The organism is Peribacillus sp. S4 (genome assembly GCF_046715815.1).
Taxonomy (GTDB): Bacteria; Bacillota; Bacilli; order Bacillales; family DSM-1321; genus Peribacillus; species Peribacillus frigoritolerans.
The window spans coordinates 2991624-3013042 of record NZ_CP175708.1; the positions used below are offsets into that span (position 1 = coordinate 2991624).

The 21419-nt window shown below is 39.8% G+C and carries 20 protein-coding genes; 7 read left to right on the forward strand and 13 right to left on the reverse strand.

What is annotated here, in order from left to right; genetic code table 11:
• Window positions 1-12 precede the first annotated feature (12 nt).
• Window positions 13-333 carry a YckD family protein gene (locus ACJ9PY_RS14160; RefSeq protein ID WP_048678029.1) on the forward strand — a complete coding sequence of 107 codons (321 nt, stop codon included), beginning with the start codon at window positions 13-15 and terminating at the stop codon, window positions 331-333.
• Window positions 334-501: 168 nt separating this feature from the next.
• Window positions 502-2475, forward strand: a complete 1974-nt coding sequence (locus ACJ9PY_RS14165) for a S9 family peptidase (protein ID WP_063576022.1) — start codon at window positions 502-504, stop codon at window positions 2473-2475.
• A 42-nt stretch (window positions 2476-2517) separates the two neighbouring features.
• Here the strand turns inward: ACJ9PY_RS14165 and ACJ9PY_RS14170 are convergent, their stop codons facing one another.
• The 7 genes from ACJ9PY_RS14170 to ACJ9PY_RS14200 form a co-directional block, all read right to left on the reverse strand.
• A complete protein-coding gene (locus ACJ9PY_RS14170) occupies window positions 2518-2949 on the reverse strand; it encodes a CBS domain-containing protein (RefSeq protein ID WP_096339657.1) in 432 nt (143 codons plus the stop codon).
• An 80-nt stretch (window positions 2950-3029) separates the two neighbouring features.
• The gene (locus ACJ9PY_RS14175; RefSeq protein ID WP_411738389.1) at window positions 3030-3866 is read right to left on the reverse strand and encodes an MBL fold metallo-hydrolase; all 837 of its coding nucleotides are present in this window, start codon (window positions 3864-3866) and stop codon (window positions 3030-3032) included.
• Between the two features lie 754 nt (window positions 3867-4620).
• On the reverse strand, window positions 4621-5601 hold the full coding sequence (locus ACJ9PY_RS14180; RefSeq protein WP_411738390.1) for an ABC transporter permease: 981 nt from the start codon (window positions 5599-5601) through the stop codon (window positions 4621-4623).
• Window positions 5594-6505: an ABC transporter ATP-binding protein gene (locus tag ACJ9PY_RS14185; protein ID WP_411738391.1), complete on the reverse strand. Its 912-nt coding sequence runs from the start codon at window positions 6503-6505 to the stop codon at window positions 5594-5596. Before ACJ9PY_RS14185 ends, ACJ9PY_RS14180 begins: the two co-directional genes overlap by 8 nt.
• Window positions 6502-7296: an SGNH/GDSL hydrolase family protein gene (locus ACJ9PY_RS14190; protein WP_411738392.1), complete on the reverse strand. Its 795-nt coding sequence runs from the start codon at window positions 7294-7296 to the stop codon at window positions 6502-6504. Before ACJ9PY_RS14190 ends, ACJ9PY_RS14185 begins: the two co-directional genes overlap by 4 nt.
• Window positions 7297-7776: 480 nt before the next feature.
• Window positions 7777-9024, reverse strand: coding sequence for an MFS transporter (locus ACJ9PY_RS14195; RefSeq protein WP_411738393.1), 1248 nt, complete (start codon window positions 9022-9024; stop codon window positions 7777-7779).
• Window positions 9025-9037: 13 nt separating this feature from the next.
• Window positions 9038-11170: a PAS domain S-box protein gene (locus ACJ9PY_RS14200; RefSeq protein WP_411738394.1), complete on the reverse strand. Its 2133-nt coding sequence runs from the start codon at window positions 11168-11170 to the stop codon at window positions 9038-9040.
• A gap of 373 nt (window positions 11171-11543) precedes the next feature.
• Here ACJ9PY_RS14200 and ACJ9PY_RS14205 point away from each other — a divergent pair, with 373 nt between their 5' ends.
• Window positions 11544-12458, forward strand: coding sequence for a YitT family protein (locus ACJ9PY_RS14205; RefSeq protein ID WP_222619851.1), 915 nt, complete (start codon window positions 11544-11546; stop codon window positions 12456-12458).
• A gap of 83 nt (window positions 12459-12541) precedes the next feature.
• Here the strand turns inward: ACJ9PY_RS14205 and ACJ9PY_RS14210 are convergent, their stop codons facing one another.
• The 4 genes from ACJ9PY_RS14210 to ACJ9PY_RS14225 all read right to left on the reverse strand — a co-directional run bounded on the left by ACJ9PY_RS14210 (window position 12542) and on the right by ACJ9PY_RS14225 (window position 17020).
• Window positions 12542-12736: a cold-shock protein gene (locus tag ACJ9PY_RS14210; protein WP_034307294.1), complete on the reverse strand. Its 195-nt coding sequence runs from the start codon at window positions 12734-12736 to the stop codon at window positions 12542-12544.
• Window positions 12737-13591: 855 nt separating this feature from the next.
• Window positions 13592-13798, reverse strand: coding sequence for a cold-inducible protein YdjO-related protein (locus ACJ9PY_RS14215; RefSeq protein WP_034307297.1), 207 nt, complete (start codon window positions 13796-13798; stop codon window positions 13592-13594).
• A 124-nt stretch (window positions 13799-13922) separates the two neighbouring features.
• Window positions 13923-16052, reverse strand: a complete 2130-nt coding sequence (gene recQ / locus ACJ9PY_RS14220) for a DNA helicase RecQ (RefSeq protein ID WP_411738395.1) — start codon at window positions 16050-16052, stop codon at window positions 13923-13925.
• A gap of 152 nt (window positions 16053-16204) precedes the next feature.
• Window positions 16205-17020, reverse strand: coding sequence for a LysM peptidoglycan-binding domain-containing protein (locus ACJ9PY_RS14225; protein WP_411738396.1), 816 nt, complete (start codon window positions 17018-17020; stop codon window positions 16205-16207).
• A gap of 258 nt (window positions 17021-17278) precedes the next feature.
• Here ACJ9PY_RS14225 and ACJ9PY_RS14230 point away from each other — a divergent pair, with 258 nt between their 5' ends.
• From ACJ9PY_RS14230 to cotJC, 3 genes are read left to right on the forward strand one after another with little or no spacing between them, the layout of a single operon-like run.
• Window positions 17279-17512 (forward strand): spore coat associated protein CotJA, encoded by a 234-nt coding sequence (locus ACJ9PY_RS14230; protein WP_048679115.1) that lies wholly within the window; start codon window positions 17279-17281, stop codon window positions 17510-17512.
• Window positions 17513-17779 carry a spore coat protein CotJB gene (locus ACJ9PY_RS14235; protein WP_034307303.1) on the forward strand — a complete coding sequence of 89 codons (267 nt, stop codon included), beginning with the start codon at window positions 17513-17515 and terminating at the stop codon, window positions 17777-17779. It abuts the gene before it with no gap.
• A gap of 13 nt (window positions 17780-17792) precedes the next feature.
• Window positions 17793-18362 (forward strand): spore coat protein CotJC, encoded by a 570-nt coding sequence (gene cotJC / locus ACJ9PY_RS14240; protein ID WP_063576015.1) that lies wholly within the window; start codon window positions 17793-17795, stop codon window positions 18360-18362.
• Between the two features lie 45 nt (window positions 18363-18407).
• On the opposite strand, the gene ACJ9PY_RS14245 is transcribed toward cotJC, so the two are convergent.
• Window positions 18408-19280, reverse strand: coding sequence for a S1 RNA-binding domain-containing protein (locus tag ACJ9PY_RS14245; protein ID WP_048683447.1), 873 nt, complete (start codon window positions 19278-19280; stop codon window positions 18408-18410).
• A 443-nt stretch (window positions 19281-19723) separates the two neighbouring features.
• Window positions 19724-19924, reverse strand: a complete 201-nt coding sequence (locus ACJ9PY_RS14250; protein WP_411738397.1) for a hypothetical protein — start codon at window positions 19922-19924, stop codon at window positions 19724-19726.
• Between the two features lie 284 nt (window positions 19925-20208).
• On the opposite strand from ACJ9PY_RS14250, the gene ACJ9PY_RS14255 reads away from it, so the two are divergent.
• On the forward strand, window positions 20209-21399 hold the full coding sequence (locus tag ACJ9PY_RS14255) for an alanyl-tRNA editing protein (protein WP_411738398.1): 1191 nt from the start codon (window positions 20209-20211) through the stop codon (window positions 21397-21399).
• The last annotated feature ends 20 nt before the right edge of the window (window positions 21400-21419 follow it).

Here is a 21419-nt window from a genome sequence, read left to right on the forward strand (position 1 = left end):
AGTCGTTCATTCATGAAAAAGTTTTTCGTCATCTGTTTAACAGCCTGTTCCCTATTCTTAGTCAACCTTAATCATCCGGCTGCACAGGAAAATAAAGCAAAGACTGAAAGTGTACAATTCACTGATGCTCAAAAATCGGAAATCGCTAAGATCCAAAAACAAATACTTGCTGACAAAAAGATATTGATCGAAAAATATGTTGAGTATGGCGCGCTTTCGAAAGAAGAAGCCGATAAAATGGTTTCACATTTTGAAAAACATTATAAAATGATGGAAGAACATAATTTCCAAATACCGCCGCACCGTCCGCATACAGGACATATGCATAAGTAATTGTAAGTTTTTGCCGATATATCCAGATAATCCGACCTGATAAAAAGGCCGGATTATTTTCATTTCTTTCGTCCTTGATAAATAAACATGACGCGTTTACCATTTACTAAAGGATTTTATTTCTCTTTAGCGAAATACATAACTATGAGAAATGAAAGGGTGAAAAGGATGAACAAAATAGGTATAACAGCAAGAGACTTATTTCACTTGAAATCAGTAACCGATCCAAAGCTATCACCGGATGGCAGCATGGCGGTTTATGTCCAAACCAGAATAGATGAAAAAACGGAAAAATACATTTCCAATCTGTTTATGTTCAGCCTGATTACGAATGAAACAAAGCAATGGACGTTTGGGGATAATCGTGATACATCACCAGCCTGGTCCCCCGACGGCAAGCATATCGCCTTTATATCAGATAGATCAGGAAAAAAACAAGTCCACATTATCGGGAGTATTGGCGGGGAAGCTCGCCAGCTCACCCATTTCGTCAACGGCGCATCAAAGCCAATTTGGTCCCCTTGTTCCACCAAGTTACTGCTTTCTACCGGGTTAAAGGAAGGCGAAAACCTTAATACGGTAAATGAAAATGATCTATCCAAAGAAGTTAATAGGTATGACCGGATCAAGTACAAATGGGATGGGAGAGGCTATTTTGATCAGTTATATCAGCAGCTTGTAATAGCGGACATTTTTAAGGGAGAATTCACATTGCTGACGGAAAACAATATTGATCATCTTCCGAATGCGTGGTCTCCAGACGGACAACGTATTGCATTCATAAGCGGAGATGCAGAAAGAAGTGATGATGAACTTTTTTCAGATATTTTCATCATGGATCTTGATACGAAATCTTTAGAAAAAATTACGGATAGTACAGGTTTCTTTAGAGATCCTAAATGGTCTCCAAATGGCGAATATCTATCTTTCATAGGCCATAATAAAGAATTTGCCGGTGCGACCTTTTCAAATATCTGGTTATATTCCATCATGGACCAAACCACTAAGTGTTTGACCGACGGATGGGACGTGCAAATTGGAGATTCCGCAATAGGGGATTTCCAAATAGGAGCCGTCGACCCAGGTATTTTGTGGACAAACGATAGCCAAGGTTTTTACTTTTTAATAAGTGATTATGGTAATACCGGAGTATATTATGGTTCCATTGAAGGAGCCATGTATCCATCAATCCTTGACCCGCAGCATATATACGGCCTGACTATAGATCCCGAAAGCCACCGTGCTGTCGTGGCCATCAGTACACCTGTTCATCCTGGCGATCTCTTTGCTTATAACCTTACCAATGGTGATAAGGAACAAATCAGTTTTGTTAATGAGGAGTTTTTGAAGGATAAACATTTGTCCATGGCTGAACCCATTACTTTTCCATCAGTCGATGGGCTTACCATTCACGGCTGGATCATGAGACCGAACGGTTTTAATGGTAGTCAAAAATATCCGCTCATTTTAGAAATCCATGGCGGACCGCATATGATGTATGCTAATACCTATGTTCATGAATTCCAGACCTTGGCTAATGAAGGGTATACTGTATTGTTCACTAACCCGCGAGGAAGTGTAGGATATGGCCAGGACTTTGTAAACGCCTGCCGTGGCGACTATGGAGGCATGGATTATAAGGACTTAATGGCTGGAGTCGATCACGTTCTAGCTACGTATGATTTTATAGACGATGAAGAGTTAGGGGTATCCGGAGGAAGTTATGGAGGATTCATGGTAAATTGGATCATCGGACATACCAACCGCTTCAAGGCGGCTGTGTCTCAGCGTTGTATCAGTAACTGGCTAAGTTTTTATGGGGTCAGCGACATTGGCTATTATTTTACAGAGTGGGAAGTTGGCGGCGATATCATTAACTCTGCTGAAAAACTATGGCAGCACTCTCCATTAAAATATGTTTCCACTGTGGATACGCCTTTACTTTTACTTCACGGAGAAAAGGACTTCCGCTGTCCCATTGAACAGAGCGAGCAATTTTTTGTCGCTTTAAAACGGCAAAATAAAGAAGCCATACTTGTTTCATTCCCAAATGAAACTCATGAGGTATCGCGAAGCGGATCCCCAAAAATGCGCCTGCAACATGTTGAGGAAATCAAGGACTGGTTCAATAAGTATCTTTAAAAATCAAAACTCTGTTAGCAATAGCTAACAGAGTTTTGATTTTTAGTGCTGAATTTGATCTCTGTCTTCGGAAATTGAACTTAAAGCATCTCCAGCCATTGAATTTGTCTGTTGGTGTACAGCAAGATCACCTAATGCCACGACACCGACCAGCTTTTCATTCTCAATGATAGGGAGCCTTCTGATTTGTTCGGTAGCCATTAACTCCTCAGCTTCCTCCACTGACATATCAGGCGTACCTGTTACAAGATTGGTGGAGATGACATCGGTAATTCTAGTCGAATTTGGCTTTTTTTCGGCAACACAGCGAATGACGATATCCCTGTCTGTAATGACACCGATTAAATGGTTATTCTCCAATACAGGAATGACACCAACATCACCATTCTTCATTTTGACTGCTGCTTCATATATATTATCCTCCGCAGTGCAACAGTCAACGTCTGTTGTCATGATATCTCTTAAATTAGTCACGGAAATCCCTCCATTTTTCATAAGTTGCTTGTTTATTTTTGACTTTTGTAGAGAAATTATTCATTAAACACGGTCACCCTTCAATCCACATATTTCCCATGATCCGGTTTAGCTAATGAATCGAATTCCTTTGCAAGCTTCGCTAAACCCATTTCCAGTTCTTTCCCTTCAACAGGATACCCGTGCCCCGTTATGGCAACAGCAGGCTTCAGACTTTCCAATAGACGTACCGATTCTTTGGCAGCCTCCCAATCGGTTGTTAAATACCGCGGCGGTCCTGCTATTTCTTTCTCCTGAGTGATAACCTTGTATAGGGAATCTTGCCTGACATTCACAAAAGCATCTCCAGCAATCAAACTCCGGTCACTTTCACGGAAAAGTGAAATATGTCCTTTCGAATGGCCTGGGGTGTGAACCCATTTCCAATCACGAAGCCTGGGAACACTATGATCATCAGGCAATGGCTGAACTTTTTCATCAAGGTTGATTCCCTCATTCGGAAATATCGATGAGATTTTGGCGACCATCCCCCCTTCAACAGTTGGATCCGGTTCGGGATAATTTTCCTGTCCCGTTAAATAAGGCATTTCTTTAATGTGGGCATAAACAGGAGCCTCCCAATACTCCATTAACTCAATTAGTGCACCAACGTGATCGAAATGTCCATGTGTCAAAATAATTGCAGCAGGTGGTTTTTGCGGTCCGTATATTTCTTCAGCAGTATTCTTTATTGCCTCTGCTGAACGTGGCATCCCTGCATCTATCAATACCCATTTATCATCCTTGGGTGACCCTACAAAAATTACGTTAACGATTTGGACGGACAGACAATATATATCCTCATTTATAATCTGTACATCTCCACTGGAAACTGAAGTCATTGGCATGAATTTTTCATTCAAATGATTATCATCCATTTATAATCCTCCTATTTTGAACATACTTTTTTATAAAGGATACCCTGTACGAGAAAATAAAAAACAACCTATAATTTTTATAGGCTGTTCAGACTGCAGGCAAATTCGAAAGCGAGCCTACAATTTTTTTTTAAAAAGGTGGAGTTGATTTCAGAAATCCGCTCCCTTTCCGCCGACTTTCTGCCAAGCCTCCTCGACGCAAGCGTCTGTGGTGTCTCGGCTAGACAGTTATTCCGGCTGAGTGTCGCAAATTTCTTCCATCCAATGAGGATTACAGGTGAAAAACTTAAAGGATAAACTAGACTTACATATAAGTTGGGATGAGACCAGCCTTCAGTTTTTTCTAGAAAACATTCTGGCTGATTTCAGAAATCCGCTCCCTTTCCGCCGACTTTCTGCCAAGCCTCCTCACCGCAAGCGGCTGTGGGGTCTCGGCTAGCCAGTTTCTCGGCAGGAGTGTGGCAATTTTCTTCCATCCAATGAGGGTTACAGGTGAAAAACTTAAAGGATAAACTAGTCCTAAACATAATTCGGTGTGAGATCAGCTACAGTTTTTTCTAGAAAACATTCCAGCTGATTTCGGATTCCGCTCCCTTTCCGCCGACTGTTTGCCAATCGTCTCGCCGTAAGCATCTTTGGACTGACTAGACAGTTAAACCAATTCTTTTTTTTAAAATCATGGTTCAGGGCGCAGCACTTCCGAATTAATTATATCAACAAACAGAAACAACTTATAATTTATATAGGCTGTTTCTCAGTATACATCCCTCCGGGTAAATACTGTAAAAGATACAATTAAAGCAAGCGCCCACCAAACGAGCAGAGTAATGACGGAGGATAATAAAGTCATCCCTTCTATTGGCGGAGCCGTTCCGCTAATATAAGCGGTCAATTTCAAATTCACCATAAAGAAATATTTCGCTGATTCCCATGATGAAACCATATTGTTCAATATAGCCCCGGAAATCAATGCAGCCAGCATGATACCCATGCCTGCAGGGGTGCTTCTCACCAGTACCGAAAGCATGAAAGAAAGGGTCCCTACAACAACCGACACCAGCCAGACAAGTCCCAAATCCATCAATAGGAATTTCCATTGTTCCACTAGCCTTACTTGACTGACATCCACGTCAGCACCCTTCAATTCAAATCCGGTTATTACAGGGGCTCCCCAACCTTGATATCCGAAAACGATACCCGATAATAGGTAAGACAATAAGGCTGTCACCGCCACGATAATCGACACCGATAATAATAATGTTACATATTTGCTCAATAAGATTTTCCAGCGCTCCACTGGCCGTGTCAGTAAAAGCTTGATTGTCCCTTGACTATTTTCGGAAGAAACCATATCACTAGCCACAATCATGATTAACAGCGGAATGAACAAATCGATTGCATTTTCCAAAAACATGCGTGTAAAAGTGGCTGCGCCTGGTTCTGAGGGATTGATATCATGATCGAGATAATATTGCTGCTGCTTCAGACTAACTTGCAGCTGTTCACGCCATTCATCGAGCATCCTATTGGAGCCCAATCGATTTTGAGTATCAATGATTTGCTGCTGAAGAGCTGCACGCCAATCATCAGTTCCCAACTTCTTCCGCTGCTCTTCCACTTGTTTGTACTGGGCATATGTAAACATCAGGACTAAAATTCCAACGATGAGACCGATTATGATTAACCGTTTCTTTGCCAGCAACTTCATCATTTCATTTTGGACCAAATTATTCAATGCCCGCACCTCCCCCCGTAACTTGCAAAAACAATTCTTCCAATCCCGGGAGCTTTCGATTCATTTCATGCACCCTTACGCCTGCTTGGTTAAGAGCAGCATTCCATTCAGGTGTCTTGAGTTCATCATAGGCTGTAATGATATATTTTTGATCTAAGGTGATTTCGGTGAAGCTGCTAAGTATTTCCGCGCCCTTTTGAATAGGTTCCACCCGCCAAAATATCCGCTCCTGCGTGGATAATAAGTTCTCCACTGTATCCGTTTTAATAATTTCCCCACCTTTAATGATTGCGACTCGGTCACAAAGTTGCTGGATTTCACCTAACAAGTGTGAGGAAACCAGAACGCTCATACCATCTTTTTCAGCCAACTTTCTGATGAATTGCCGCATTTCACGGATTCCGGCAGGATCTAGCCCGTTAGTCGGTTCATCCAAAATCAATAGTTTAGGGCTATTCAGCATGGCCTGCGCGATTCCTAAACGCTGTCTCATTCCTAATGAATAAGTCTTCACTTTATCGTGAATTCTCGCTTGCAAACCGACGAGTTCAACAACCTCGTCCATTCTTGTTTCATCAACATCAGGTAACATTCTTGCAAAGTGGAGCAAATTATCCCACCCGCTCAAAAATGGATATAACTCTGGATTTTCAACGATGCAGCCCATTTGCTTCATAGCCTTTGTAAAGTCCTGACGAACATCATACCCGCATATATGGATGGAACCCGAGGTTGGCTTAATCAAACCGACCAACATGCGGATCGTCGTCGTCTTGCCTGCTCCATTCGGTCCTAAAAAGCCGAAAACTTCCCCTTCATTCAGCTCAAAATCAATTCCTTTAATAATTTCCCTTTTGCCAATCCTTTTTTTCAAGTCCCTGACAGACAATGTCACCTGTTTCATCGTTCCACATCCTCCCATTTTATTAAAGGAGCAACTCTATCAGCAATTAAACGATATCCCTTCTTATTAGGGTGAAATTTATCTGAATACAAATACTCATTTACCGACAATTGAAATAAATCAAAAGTTGGAACGAAAATGGCATTTTCATAAAGAGCCACGACTTCCGCCGTTTCATTATTCCAGTCCCGTACAATGCGGTTCGTATCAAAGTCTTCATCCAAATCTATAAACGGATTATACAGCCCAAGCAACAAAATGGTAGCTGTATCATTGACTTTATTGATATCTTTAAAAATTTCATGTAAATTTCCCAAGAAATTCTTTTGGGATACCGTAATAGCATCACGATCATATTCAAGCAGGGTCCTGCCTTTTTGAAATAAATCGTTACCCCCGATTGTAACTAAAATAACATCAGCAGCCTGGATTTGGCGCTTCACTTCCGGTTGTCTAACTTGCTGTACCAATTCTTTAGACACTTGTCCATTAATTCCCAGGTTATGAATGATTGGTTTTCTATTGTACTCACTCTTTAAATCTTCAATAACAAGTCCAACGTAACCTTTCCCTGTTTCATCACCTGTGCCGCGGGTCAATGAATCGCCTATCGCAACTACCGTAAAATCATCGGGAAAATCATTTTTTTTAATGGCGGTTTCTTCAATCACTTCCTTATCGGAAGTTCCCTTTCCATAATGGTCCAAAATCGCCCATCCAAGACAAAATAAAAAAAACAGGCCGATAAAAGCTGATGCGATGGTAATGGCCAACACTTTTGGTTTGCTCAAAAACACTCACCCTTCCATTCATTCTCTATCTTCCATTAAATCATATTATTTCCAAAAATAAAAAACTGATTGTTTTGGTTAAAATTCCCAATACATAAAAGCATATCTTTTATAAACTTACCGCGGAATGGGATTACAAAAGGGGTTCTCTCTAAATTTTAAACAAAGTTGATTGGAACGTGCGTTCGAGACTTCTGAGGAAAAAGCGTGTCCAAGGTTGACCTGGCAGGCTAAAGAACAGCGAAAAGCGAGTGCCTTTCATTCCAATCAACGTGTAAATTATACAAACCCTTATAAAATTGGAGACAAATACATTTTCACCGAGTTTGTCTACTGAGGAATTTTACTGAACCCCTGCGCCCTTTCAAAGTATGTTCATTCTGCTTGATCATTTAGCCTACGTTCTCTCGAATTTGTAAATAGAATAGAGAAAGACCTCTTCACCATGATAGGCAAAGAGGTCCCTCGCTTTATTTTCCTTCATTTTTCTATTATACCTATGGGTCTCCCCATAACTTTTAATTTTTTTTCATACCACATGAGCCATATTGTAAGCAGCATTCCGATCAGCGTGAGTAAACCATAAAATAAATAGACCGCATATATTCCTGATTTATCCAAGATTATTCCGCCGCTAAAGGTACTGAACCAGTTACCCAATCCATTGCCTATGGCGGAATAAAGCGTTATTGCCGTTACTGTTATACGTACAGGGACAACTTCCCTGATATATTGTAAAGCTGCAGGAATGAATAAGCCAAGTGAAAACCCTTGAATGATCGAAGACACATATACGGTAGCCAAACTTGGTTCGGTGAAGTATAAAACCCAGCGGACCAATGAGGCCGTTCCAGCCAATAAGGTAATTGGCAGCAGGCCTATCTTATGAATCCATGTACCTGCGATTCTCATAAAGGGGATTTCCGATAATACAGCTAAAAGGAACGCAATGCCAATTCCTGTATATGTCCCTCCCCTTGCCTCTACAAACAAACCGTAGTATACGTTATTTGCAAGATTAGGACCAAAAAGCAAGAACGTTATAGCAAGAAAGATAAGAAATCGTTTCATCGTGATCAATTCTTTCATTCCACCGAAAAGCTTCATCTTTTCCCCAGGCGGCTCTTCGGGCAAACGAAGAGCCAGACTAGCCGCGATCAAAAGGCCGAAGAAAAAAGCATAAAATATCACGGAAGGACCCATGAAGGATTCAGATAATTTCCCCATTACAAAAACGGCCACACCGTAACCAAGTGATCCGAATAAACGGATTTTCCCATAATTCGATTTGATTTTCGTTGTATATTGAAGGGTGATGCTATCTGAAACTGGTATTATCGCACTTTGAAAAATAGCCAATGCGACAGCAACGGACACTATAAGTAAATAGTGATCGAACAGCAAGTAACCTAAACCGAATACACCAGCAAGCAACGATGTCATTGCCAGTATTTTTGCCGGTCTCCCGCTCCAATCACATACAATCCCCCACAAAGGTTGAAAAACGATCATCACTATCGGTCCAACGGACATGATCGTACCTATTTCAATACCTGACAAACCTGCCTCATTGGCTAAATAAACGCTTAAAAGCGGTGTTAAACTTCCTACTGCAAAAAATGAAAAAAGGTAAAACACCTTCAAGCTAATGATATTGACTTGCTTTTGTTTTTCCAAATCCAGTTCCCCCATGCAGACATCTTCTACAATGTGTTGATATTTTTTCATTGCTCCCATTAGGCTAAATAGGGAGCACAATTTTAAAGACTGTACCTTTATTGACCTCGCTCTCGACAAAGACATTACCCAAATGGCTTTCTATGATTTTAAAGCTGATCATTAATCCTAACCCATTACCAGATTTTTTCGTTGTGAAAAATGGTTCTCCCAGTCTCTTAAGCTGCTCTGGCGGAATCCCAATTCCTGTGTCGGTAATGGATATTTGCACTTTATCCTCTTTAATTTCAGTCATGACTTTTATGAACCCACCGTCAGGCATAGCTTCCATACCATTTTTAATGAAGTTCAATATGACTTGTTTTAATCGATTCTCATCACAACGAACGAAGATCTCTTCGTCATTACAATCCGAAAACAGCGTGATGTTCTTCTTCCTGGCTTCAAATTCCGTCAAAGATACAACATTTTGAATGATTGGCACGAGATTCTTCATCTCCAAAGTCAAGGCCTGTGGTTTGGCCAATTGTAGGAACTCTTCAACTATCTCATTCACACGATTGATTTCTTCCATGATTATTTCCAGATATTCTTGCTTATTTTCGTCCGTTTCATCCAATTGCAAAAATTCAGTATACCCTTTCATGGAGGTCAAGGGATTGCGTATTTCATGTGCCACTCCAGCAGCAAGCTGACCGACAGCAGCTAATTTATCCTGCCGATGGAGCATCTCTTCCGATTGTTTACGCTCGGTTATGTCATATCTAATTGTTAAATACTGAAATGGCTTTCCTTCTTCGCTGAAAAATGGAACGATTGTTGTATCGACCCAATAAAAACTGCCATCTTTCGTCTTGTTTCTAATTTCACCTTTCCAAACTTTGCATTCACGGACGGTCTTCCACATTTTTTCAAAGAATTCCTTTGAGTGGTATCCAGAATTAACGATCTTATGGGTCTGGCCTATCAATTCACCTCTCCCATAACCAGAAACCTCCGAGAACTTTTCATTCACTTCGATAATGATTCCTTTATCATCGGTAATCGCCACAATCAAGGACTGGTTGATTGCATAATGCATATCTTCCAGTTCTTTAATTGACTCCTTTAAAGCATTTTCTGCTTTTTTACGACTGGAAATATCCGAACGGATGGAAATATATTGATATGGTTTACCCTTTTTCATAAAAGGAACGATAGTTGTATCCACCCAATATACATTACCACCTTTAGCCCGATTGCATATTTCACCATGCCATGTTTTCCCTTTGCTGATCGTTAGCCATAAGTCAGTGAAAAATTCTTTCGGATGATGACCAGAATTGATTATGGAATGATTTTTCCCTATTAGTTCATGTTTTTCATATTGTGATATTTCCAGGAATTTTTCGTTTACATATGTAATGATCCCATTTGCATCCGTGATGGCGACGATCGCCGATTGATCTAAAGCATAACGGATATCGCTTACAGTATTATCACTTTTTGCTAACCGCCGGCCCACGATCGTACTTGAAGCTATCAAGCTGGCAAGAATGAATAATGAAACGAAGCATGTAAGATAAAGCATAAATGGAGTGAGTGGAACAAATTCACCCGCTTCATTTTTCGCGTTCATCGGTAACACCCTTATAAAAAGATAATAGCCTTCAATGATTGCCCCACTCATCAAAAGAGTACTGACTGGTTTTAGCGAGGATTGACTTAATTTATTAAAATGAAATAAGATGGCAAGTGCTGCTACAAATAAAATAAAGATGCTGAAAAGTGTACTGAAGACCGATAATGGGTTAAAGTTCAATGAGTGGTTTAATGAAGATGTTCCCATTATATAATTGGATAATATGGCCATCGTAAACATGAAACCGCAAAAAACGATTTGCAGTACTTGTGTTTTATACGAAATGGCCAATAACCCAACCCCTGCGAGAGCGATGGCTAATGCTAACGAAAAAATTATTGTAGAAAAGTTGTTTGCTGCCATTCCTGAATTATCGAGGGTGAATATGACAACAAAATTAAGCGTCCAAATAGCCACTCCCATAGAGCAGCTGCTCCCTATATACACAAGGCGTTTATATCTCTTTATCGTCAGTAATGTTGTCAGTAAATCCAACGCCGTATAACAAGCCATTATTATCAAAAGTACTGCAATCATAAAGAGAACAGGATTTGATGCTACAATTGATTGTTCCATTTTTTTACTTGATCACCTCAAACGTTCTATTCTCCTATATTGTAAAGGAAATTCATAGTACCTCAAAGGTTTTTTATTTCCTTATTCCTATTTATTTACACATCGATTCTTTCGGTGCACCCCATATCTCAAGAAAATGCAGGTTTCTTTCATAAATTCAATAAAATTAGAAATACTATTGTTTTGTATGGAGTAGAATAAGAATACATGGTAATGACAAGCATTAACAACCCTGTTTCTTCATTCCAGGACGTTATCAATGATACCAATAATTATTCAGGAATATATGAATCAGAATGTTAATTTCTTTATTTAATTATACCTATAGGTTTATAATTACATAGAACCTATATAGAGAGAAGGAGTGGGTGGCATGATTATGTCAGACCTGGCAGGTGCAAGTACAACAGAAATTATGCAAAAGAAGACCCAGCATAAAAAATTAACACTGAGACAAATTTTACAGAGAGGTCTATTAATTACAATCGGTGCGGTTTTGATGGCTGTCGGCCTCGAGATTTTTTTAGTGCCGAATAACGTAATCGACGGGGGCATAACGGGTATATCGATTATGTTATCTTACATCACTGGATGGAAGCTCGGAATCTTTCTTTTCATTTTGAATCTTCCTTTCTTTTTTATCGGTTATAAACAAATCGGCAAAACCTTCGCATTATCTACCCTTTATGGAATTTTAATCCTTTCCATTACCACTACATTGCTTCATCATGTACCAGCTTTCACTCAAGATATCCTCCTAGCGTCCGCTTTCGGCGGAATGATTCTTGGCATTGGAGTTGGAATGGTCATTCGATATGGCGGCTCATTGGATGGTACAGAAATACTTGCTATACTCGCTAGTAAGAAGCTCCCTTTTTCCGTTGGGGAGATCGTCATGTTTTTCAATTTATTCATCCTGGGAAGTGCGGGCTTCGTATTCTCGTGGGATCGTGCCATGTATTCGATCATAGCTTACTTCGTGGCATATAAAACGATGGATATCGTCATCGCAGGTTTGGACGAATCCAAATTTGTCTGGATTATCAGTGATGAATTTAATGATATCGGTGAAGCCATAATGAATCGCCTTGGACGGGGCGTAACCTTTTTAGCTGGTGAAGGTGCTTATTCCGGTGATGATAAAAAAGTCATCTTTTGTGTAATAAACAGGCTTGAGGAAGCTAAACTTAAAGAGATAGTCAAAAGCTTCGATCCATCTGCATTTCTTGCTGTAGGGGATATCGCGGAAGTCCGAGGCGGCCGATTCAAGAAAAAAGATATCCACTAATCATTCATCTGCTTTTTGCTTCATCAAATTGGCAGAAAGATAAAAAAAGCTGAAGGGAATCCCCTTCAGCTTTTTTTATAGCCTTAATAGTTTCTTGGATTGTTAATTGCTTGAAGCATTCTGGTGCCGGGTTTCATCTCGCTGCTACATAACGGACAAACATGTTCATCATTACTTGTAAAGTTATCGCGAATCCAACCTTTGCAATCTTCTGATGTACATTCCCACACCTTTGTTTCTTCAGGAATGATTTCTTCCGTATTATTTCTTCTATACATATATCTCACTCCTTAGAATTGAATTGACTCCGTCCTGCATAACAGATCACAAGCCATAAAGATAAAAGAAGAATAGATGGCGTTTAATCTAAATTGTGAGTAAATAACCATTCGCAAATCTAAGTATGATTATTGTTCTTTCAACCAAACTTTTTGAATGGTAAGAACTTGAGATTACGGCATGAATTTTTCATATCTCAGTTACCATTATATCATATATATGCTTTATATATTTGAGGAAAGATTCTAAAAAAGAAAGTATTCCCCAAAATGAAACACAGTCCCTGACTTACCCTTCAGATAATCGAGACTGCGCCTGTTTAAGAATCCATTCCATATGGTTCTTCCTGCTCGTTCGTTGAACATTTCAAATCGAAGCGAGCACGAGAGTAATTTTTAATGCCAAAACCTAAAACAATGAAAGCCCTGCCTCTCTCCCATCCATACGGTTCCTAGACCGTGCCTGCGAGAATCAGATAAAAGCTTGTAAGTACATGTTTATTAATTAAAACCGTCCGTAATTCCAATTGGGTAGATTAAATTCCAAAAGACAAATGGTACATAGAAGTAAGTTAATGAAGAACAGAAATGGATCGAGGAAAATACTTGATGATAACATGTATTTCTTTTTTCTAAATGTGTTTAACTCGTTTCTACTTCATCATGAAAATGATGAAAAATTATTTTATTAATAAAAATGTTACTTTAAATTACCCTCCAGTGCATTCTTTTCATAACACTGAAATCTAATAATATCATACATATCTTTATATGTAAAGCATTAATCCCAGATAAAAACACTCCGCCATCCTTCCTTCTCAAAATAAAAAATAAAGAGGCTATGATTCACCTCTTTTATTTAAACGCATTATACTCATTTTCAATTTTTGGGAGCTCCCTGATTTCTTCAACCAATTGACTTCCACACATTGGGCAATCATAGTTTTCCGAGGCAAAATCTTTTCTCATCCAACCATTGCAATCCGCTGATCCGCATGCATATACTATCGTATCTTCCATAACTATTTCTGGTTCCTCTGAATTCTTTTTACCAAAATACATGAGCAACCTCCTCTTTTTTATAAAGACTCTGATTAAAGGAGCGAAATTTCACCTTTTTATCATTCCTAGTATACGCATTAAACCAAATTCTTATTTATTCAATGAAGAAATTATCCAAAAAACCTTAACACCTTTCGTTTTCCAGCCCTGCCTTAACCAAGATCGCTTTGATCATAAAGTAGGAAATATGTTCGGGCAAGGCTTCTTTAAGTGGTTTCAATTTTTCTGAATCCAATTGTTTCGCAGTTTCCAAAACAAGATTAAAATCTTTCTCCAAGAAAATCTCATCCCAATTGATATCCAAGTGTTCTTCTGCACACTTTAATAAATGATTTTCAATTGAAATGGCAGACAATCCTCTCAATGTCCCTATTTCCTTGATTGATTTGCCTTCCTGATATAAGCGATAGCTTTCTAAGTGAGATGGTTTAGTAGCTCTCTTTAGCGTTTCCTTTGTAACCATAGTATTCGTTTCTAATTCAGGGTGTGCCTGTACATACTGGGAAATCACTTGTAAAAATGCGTCTCCGAAGCGTTCGAATTTCTGCATCCCCACCCCTTTGACTTCCAGGAATTCCTCTTCCGTCCTCGGCAGTTTGACGGCCATATCTTTCAAAGATGCATCGGAAAAAATAATGAATGGAGGTACATTTTCCTTGCTTGCCAATTCTTTTCTTAACTGTCTTAGCTCTTCGAACAATCCATGATCTGCACTGATGCTGCTTACTTTTTTTATTTCCTTACGCAGGACTTTTTTCTGTCCCAAAAGCACTTCCCTGCCAGCATTGGTAACCTTGAGTACCGGAAACTGGCCGCCTGTCATTTCTATGTACTGTTTTGCTGTCAGGAAATCAATGAAATCACCAACATCCTTCGCAGTTTGATCATTGATGATACCATAGGTTGAAAGCTTCTGGAATCCGAACTCTTCAATTTTCTTATTGCGTGATCCCGTAAGCACTTGGGAAATCATCGTTTTACCGAATCGCTCCCCCATTCGCAACATACATGAAAGGACCATTTGTGCCTGTGTAGTTACATCAACAGAGTCACGTTTATCTGTACAATTTTCGCAATGACCGCAATCTTCAGGGTTTTCTTCTCCAAAATATCTAAGAATGAAGGCTTGCAAACATCCTTCGGTAAAACAATAATCCTTCATTCTGTTCAATTTCTTCAATTCCTGGGATTGCCACTCCTGAGAGGGATTTGATTGATCAATCAAGAAACGCTGTATCTGCATATCCTGTGGGGAATATAAGAGGATACACTCGCTATCCAAACCATCCCTCCCTGCACGGCCCGCTTCCTGATAATAACTCTCCATGTTCTTTGGAGTTTGGTAATGGATGACGTATCTAACATTCGACTTATCGATTCCCATCCCGAAGGCAGATGTCGCTACCATCAAGGGAACGTCATCACGAATGAATTGATCCTGCTGTTCCGACCGTTCTTTTTCATTCATGCCAGCATGATATCGACCTGTTTTGAATCCGGCTTTAATAAGCTTGGCATACAAGGAATCGACTTCTTTCCTGGTTGCTGCATATATGATCCCCGATTCATTTTTGTTTTTCTCCAAATAGCGCATTAAAAACCGACTGCGATTTTCTTCTTTCACAACGGAAAAGAACAGGTTATCTCTGGAAAACCCCGTGGATACTGTATGCTGTACAGATATTCCGAGCGACTGACATATATCATCGGTCACATGCGGTGTGGCAGTTGCCGTTAAAGCCAGTACAGTCGGAGCGGATGGCATGTTTTTCAATAAGGTTTTGATTTTTAGGTAGCTTGGCCTGAAGTCATGTCCCCATTGAGATATACAGTGGGCCTCATCAATGGCAACCATAGAAATTTCCACATTAAATAGATCCTGTTGAAATGCAGGATTTTCCAAACGTTCAGGTGCAACATAAACCAGCTTATATCTACCGTGCTTAATATCGTTCATTCTATTGGATGATTCTAACCCAGAAATGGAGCTATTAAGAAACGTGGCATCAATCCCATTTTGTTCGAGGGCATCTACTTGGTCCTTCATCAAGGAAATTAGTGGGGATATAACGAGTGTTACACCTGGTAACAGAAGGGCTGGAATTTGGTAACATATTGATTTACCTCCGCCGGTAGGCATGATTCCCGCTGTGTTTATTCCTCCCAACACCTGTTCGATAATCTGTTCCTGACCTTTTCGGAATGACTCATAACCAAAGTATTCTTGTAAATATTCACGTGCTTTTTCCATCAATTTACTATTCCTCCTATTTAACTTCTAAGGATTTATAAGGATCTATTTCTTCTATTGTACCTGCTTTTCCCGACAACCTAAAGGACAAAAAAGCAGACACAATATGTCTGTGTCTGCTTTTTCAATATATAAACATGTTTTGCATGGCTAAATTAATTCAGGATTTGCACTTTAACGTTTTTAACGCCCCAATTCACGGCATCCTGTTCGTTTGGAACAAATATGTCCACTCTATTCCCTTTGATGGCACTGCCTGTATCGGCTGCCGTTGCGTAGCCATAACCTTCAACATAAACCTTTGATCCTAGCGGAATGACTGATGGGTCCACAGCAATCACCTTTGCATCAGGATTAGCTTTCAAGTTCACTCCTGTTGCTGTTGTTCCGCTGCAGCCTTGACAATCAGCCGTATAGGCGGTTGCACTAACAGTAATCTCTTTTCCAGATTCCGCTTGATCTTGGGATTCATTGTTTGAATCTGCTGGTTCCGATTGTTCAACCGGCTTTGTTTGTTCTGCTGGCTTAGATTGTTCTGCTGGTTCGGATTGCTCTGCTTGTGCAGCTTGCTCTGATTTCTGTGCAGGCCCTACACTTGCAGCTTCGACTTTGTTAGCTGCCGGTTTAATGACAATTTCTTGACCAGGATGGATTGTATCTGAACTTAAACCGTTCCAAGATTTAATATCATTTACCCCTACATCATATTTGTGTGCAATTCCCGATAATGTGTCCCCTGACTTTACTTTATAATGCTCTTCTTGAGAAATATGTATGGTTTCTCCGGCATAAATCGCGTCTGAAGACAAATCGTTCCAAGACTTAATATCTTCTACTGATACTTTATATGTTTGAGATATCCCCCATAATGTGTCTCCATCTTTCACTTTGACATCTTCTGCTTGTACCGGAATTGTGAATGCACCGGATATAGCAGCCGCTGCCGCTAACGATAAGATTGATTTTTTCATATGTTGTTACCTCCTTGTGAGCTGCTTTATAAGCTACGAGTTAAATCTTAACATAGTTTTTTTCTATACAAAGAACAAACAGATAAAGAATAGATGACAAACATCACAGTAAGATAACGGGACTATAACAAGATTTTATAATATTCTGAAAAAATATCATTTTCCATTTAATTCCCTTTCCAGGCCACAGCAGTCATATTATGCATTACCGAGGCATAAAAATTAGAGGCTATATCTTTACAAAGGAGGTATTTTTTTGTGACTCGCGAAAAGACTTTTACCCTAGTTAAGTCATATAAACCTTTCCATAGTAAATTCGATCCGTGTCCGCCTATTGGGAGAAAGTATTACAGGACACCTCCTAATTTGTATATTAATTTTCAACCGCCCAATATGGAGCAGTTCACTCCGGAAGAAGCTTTGAAATACGGTACACTTTGGAAATTCTTTTATGATTTTTATGATAATCCATATCGGGAAAGGGAGACGTAAATGAATAAGAAACTGGATGATGAATATTATCAGTTGCTTGAACAAATACAGGCTGCCGATTTCGTACTTGTCGAGTTGACTCTTTATTTGGATACACATCCTAACGACCAGCAGGCTTTACAGCAATTCAATCAATTTCATGAATACTCCCAACAACTGAAATCGGTTTTTGAGCCTAAATATGGTCCATTATTGGGATTTGGAAACAGTCCAGGCGGTGAAAATAAATGGGAATGGGGCCAAGGCCCTTGGCCATGGCAGGTATAAGGAGAGATGAGCTATGTGGGTTTATGAAAAGAAGCTGCAATATCCAGTTAAAGTAAGAGACTGTAATCCCCGATTGGCTAAATATTTAATAGAACAATATGGCGGTGCTGATGGTGAGTTGGCTGCAGCACTCCGTTACTTAAATCAACGATATACAATTCCGGAAAAAGTCATTGGCCTGCTTACGGATATCGGAACGGAAGAATTTGCCCATCTCGAAATGATCGCCACGATGATCTATAAGCTTACAAAAGATGCCACACCTCAGCAGATGGCAGCCGCAGGGCTAGGGGATCATTATGTCAATCATGATAGTGCCCTTTATTATCATGACGCAGCAGGGAATCCATGGACCGCCACTTATATCCAAGCAAAAGGAGATCCGATTGCAGATTTATATGAAGATATCGCTGCTGAAGAGAAGGCCAGAGCAACCTACCAGTGGTTAATTGACATCTCGGATGATCCTGATATCAATGATTCACTCAGGTTTTTACGCGAGAGGGAAATTGTCCATTCGATGAGGTTCAGGGAAGCGGTGGAGATTTTAAAAGAAGAAAAAGGTAAAAAGAAGTTCTTTTAATGAAATTCACAATAAAAAAGCAGCGGATAAAATCCGCTGCCTTTTTCATTTACGGTCTGAAGAATATGTCCATCCATCTTCCTGGTAAATCTTTTCTTCTTTCATCAGTTTGCCGAGAGCACGCTTGAACGCTCCCTTGCTCAAACCGAAGTGGAACTTGATATCATCAGGTGGCGTTTTGTCACCATAAGGCATTGCACCGCCGCGATTCATTAAATAAGTGAAAATGACATCAGCATCTTCCCCCATTAAATCTTGTTTAAAGGGGATTAAAGAAACGTTAAGCGTTCCATCTTCTTTACTATCAATGACGCGCCCTTCAACTAATTCACCAAGACGGGGCTCCTCCTTGCGTTCACTTTCGTGAATGAAACAGCGGTACCCTTCTTCTGAAATAAAGAATGATCCAACCATAAGCAAACGATAGACATTTCCCTTAATACTGGTGTTACGAATCCCTTTTAATGGAGCTGTTACTGCAATCTCCTGAATGACATCTTCGGTTGCCAGTTTACCAAACAGGCGATCATGACGATCTGTCTTCAGGGATACATATAGACGATCACCAACCTCAGGCCATAATCGATCTATATTCGGAAGGTCATCCAGGGATACAAGAATATCTTTCGAAAGACCGATGTCAACAAAAACACCAAGTTTCCTTTTCACATTGACAACTTCCGCCCAGCCATACTGATCAATCTGAATTTCGGGTATCTTCATTGTCGCTGTTAGCCTTGCTTGTTTGTCATGGTAGATGAACACAGTTACTTCATCGCCAATCTCAAGTTCCGTTCCTTCATTCATTTCATTATGATGAAGTAAGACATCTTCTGAACCATCCGTTAAAAACCATCCGAAATCAGCCTTACGTTCCACTTCTAACTCTACAGCCATGCCGGCCTGAATTTTTTGCATGAATAAAAATCCTCCTGTAACTTACCTTTACCTACAATTGTACCCAATTATTTATTTTTCCAACATATTTGAATTTATCATTTTTTTGATGTTCTGTATACCTATTACGGTTTTTTATTTTTTAACCCTTGTTTTCTCCATGAAATGCCTGCGGGATTAGTATCTGCCCTTGTTTACCGTTACTTAACAAGGTATACATGATCACTTTGGATAATTGGCTCGGTTTATAAGGTTTAACTAAATAATCCTTAGCTCCCAAGGAAATCCCCTTCTCCCTTTCCAAGTGCAGTCGAAACAAAAACGGGACTCATTCAAATCAGAGGATCCTTTTAATTCCCTTAGGATCGCCCAGCCGTCCATCTCCCCCTCTTCAAGAAGGATATCCAGCACAATGGCATCCGGAGGTGAAGATTTTAGCTTTTGAAAAGCATTTCTACATCAAGTCAATCAAATAGCTTTTCGGTGATGGCCATAAGTCCACATAATTGCAGCATTCCAGCCGACCCTTTGACTGAATGCAGAAATCGGAATATCTCTTGAGCCGGAATGGTCTGCCCTACATCCAGCTCCTGCCAATCAGAAAGTTTATTTTTTATATTCCCAAATAAGCTGTTTTTGTATTTTTCCACATTTACAAGATTCACTTCATATCACTTAACCCTCCCAACCCAAAGGTCCCTATGATTATCCTTTAACTACATAAATCTGTTTAATGCATTTTTAATTTGTCTAAAGTGTATACTTTCAGGAGTATTTTACTTCAAAAGGGCAGTCTATAAATAGTTATTGCCATCTTGCACAATTTATTTAGAATTTGTCATATAGTTTTGCTTTTATCCCTGACTAATCTTCTAAAACCCGCGATTTTAAACTCTAGTATTTCGGTGATATAATTTAATGATCAACTGAAAGGAAAAAGAAATCATTCATGACAAAAAAATTATATTACACGTCCACCAAGACCTCCCAATGGGATACCGAAATTCGGGAGACCATTGTAGAAAATGGCTTTTACTATATCACTCTTGAAGAAACCGCTTTTTATCCCGAAGGCGGCGGTCAGCCAGCAGATACTGGTAAAATAGAAGGAATCACCGTTCTTGACGTTATAAAAGACAATGATGGAAAGATTCTTCATAAGATGGAGAGACGGCCAGATTCAGAGATCGTCCACTGTGAACTTGATTGGCCCCGCCGCTTCGATCATATGCAACAGCATAGCGGCCAGCATCTACTCTCGGCTGTCTGCAGGGAACTGTTTGACTCTAATACGGTCAGCTTTCACCTTGGAAAGGAATATTTAACGATCGATATAATGGCAGGATTTCAATGGACTGAGGTACATACCGCTGCTGCTGAAAAGCTAGTTAATCAATATATCATCGAGAATCGCGAATTACTTATCTATTACGTGACAAACGAGAAACTACAGACACTTCCTGTCGTCAAAATGCCTAAAGTGTCTGAAAATATCCGTATTGTTGAGATAGAAGGAATTGAATATAACCCTTGCGGTGGAACTCATGTAGAGCGTACCGGTGAGATTGGGTTAATAAAAATTTTCAAAGCGGAGAAGCAGAAAGAGCTTACCCGTCTCTACTTTAAGTGCGGCTTTAGGGCATTGAATGATTATTCCGAAAGTCTAGGAATTCTTTCTGCATTATCGACTAAATTCAATACCGGACGTACAGAGATCCTGAATAGGGTGGAGAAACTTGAAAATGACTATAAGCAGCTGCTATCGGCAAATGAAAATTTAAAACTTGAAAATGCAAATTTTCTTGCTGACTCCCTGCTTGCAGAAAATGGAGGGGGATTCATCTCTCATATTTTCGAAGATAGCTCAATGAAAGAACTGCTTTACCTTGCAGGTACGATTGTAAAAAAAGAAAAGGTTACCGTATTATTAGCATCACGTAAGGAGCAAAAGGTCATCCTCTCGCACAGCGGGGACAATCCCTTTAATTGCGGACAATATTTCAAAGCGGAACTGGGCTCCTATAATGGAAAAGGCGGAGGGAACGGACGTACTGCACAAGCAGGCTTTGCATCACAAAATGACTTAATTGCATTTTATCAATACTCAGTTGAAAAATTAGGTCAAAATCCTCGTGCATAAAACCGATCCGTAATGGATGG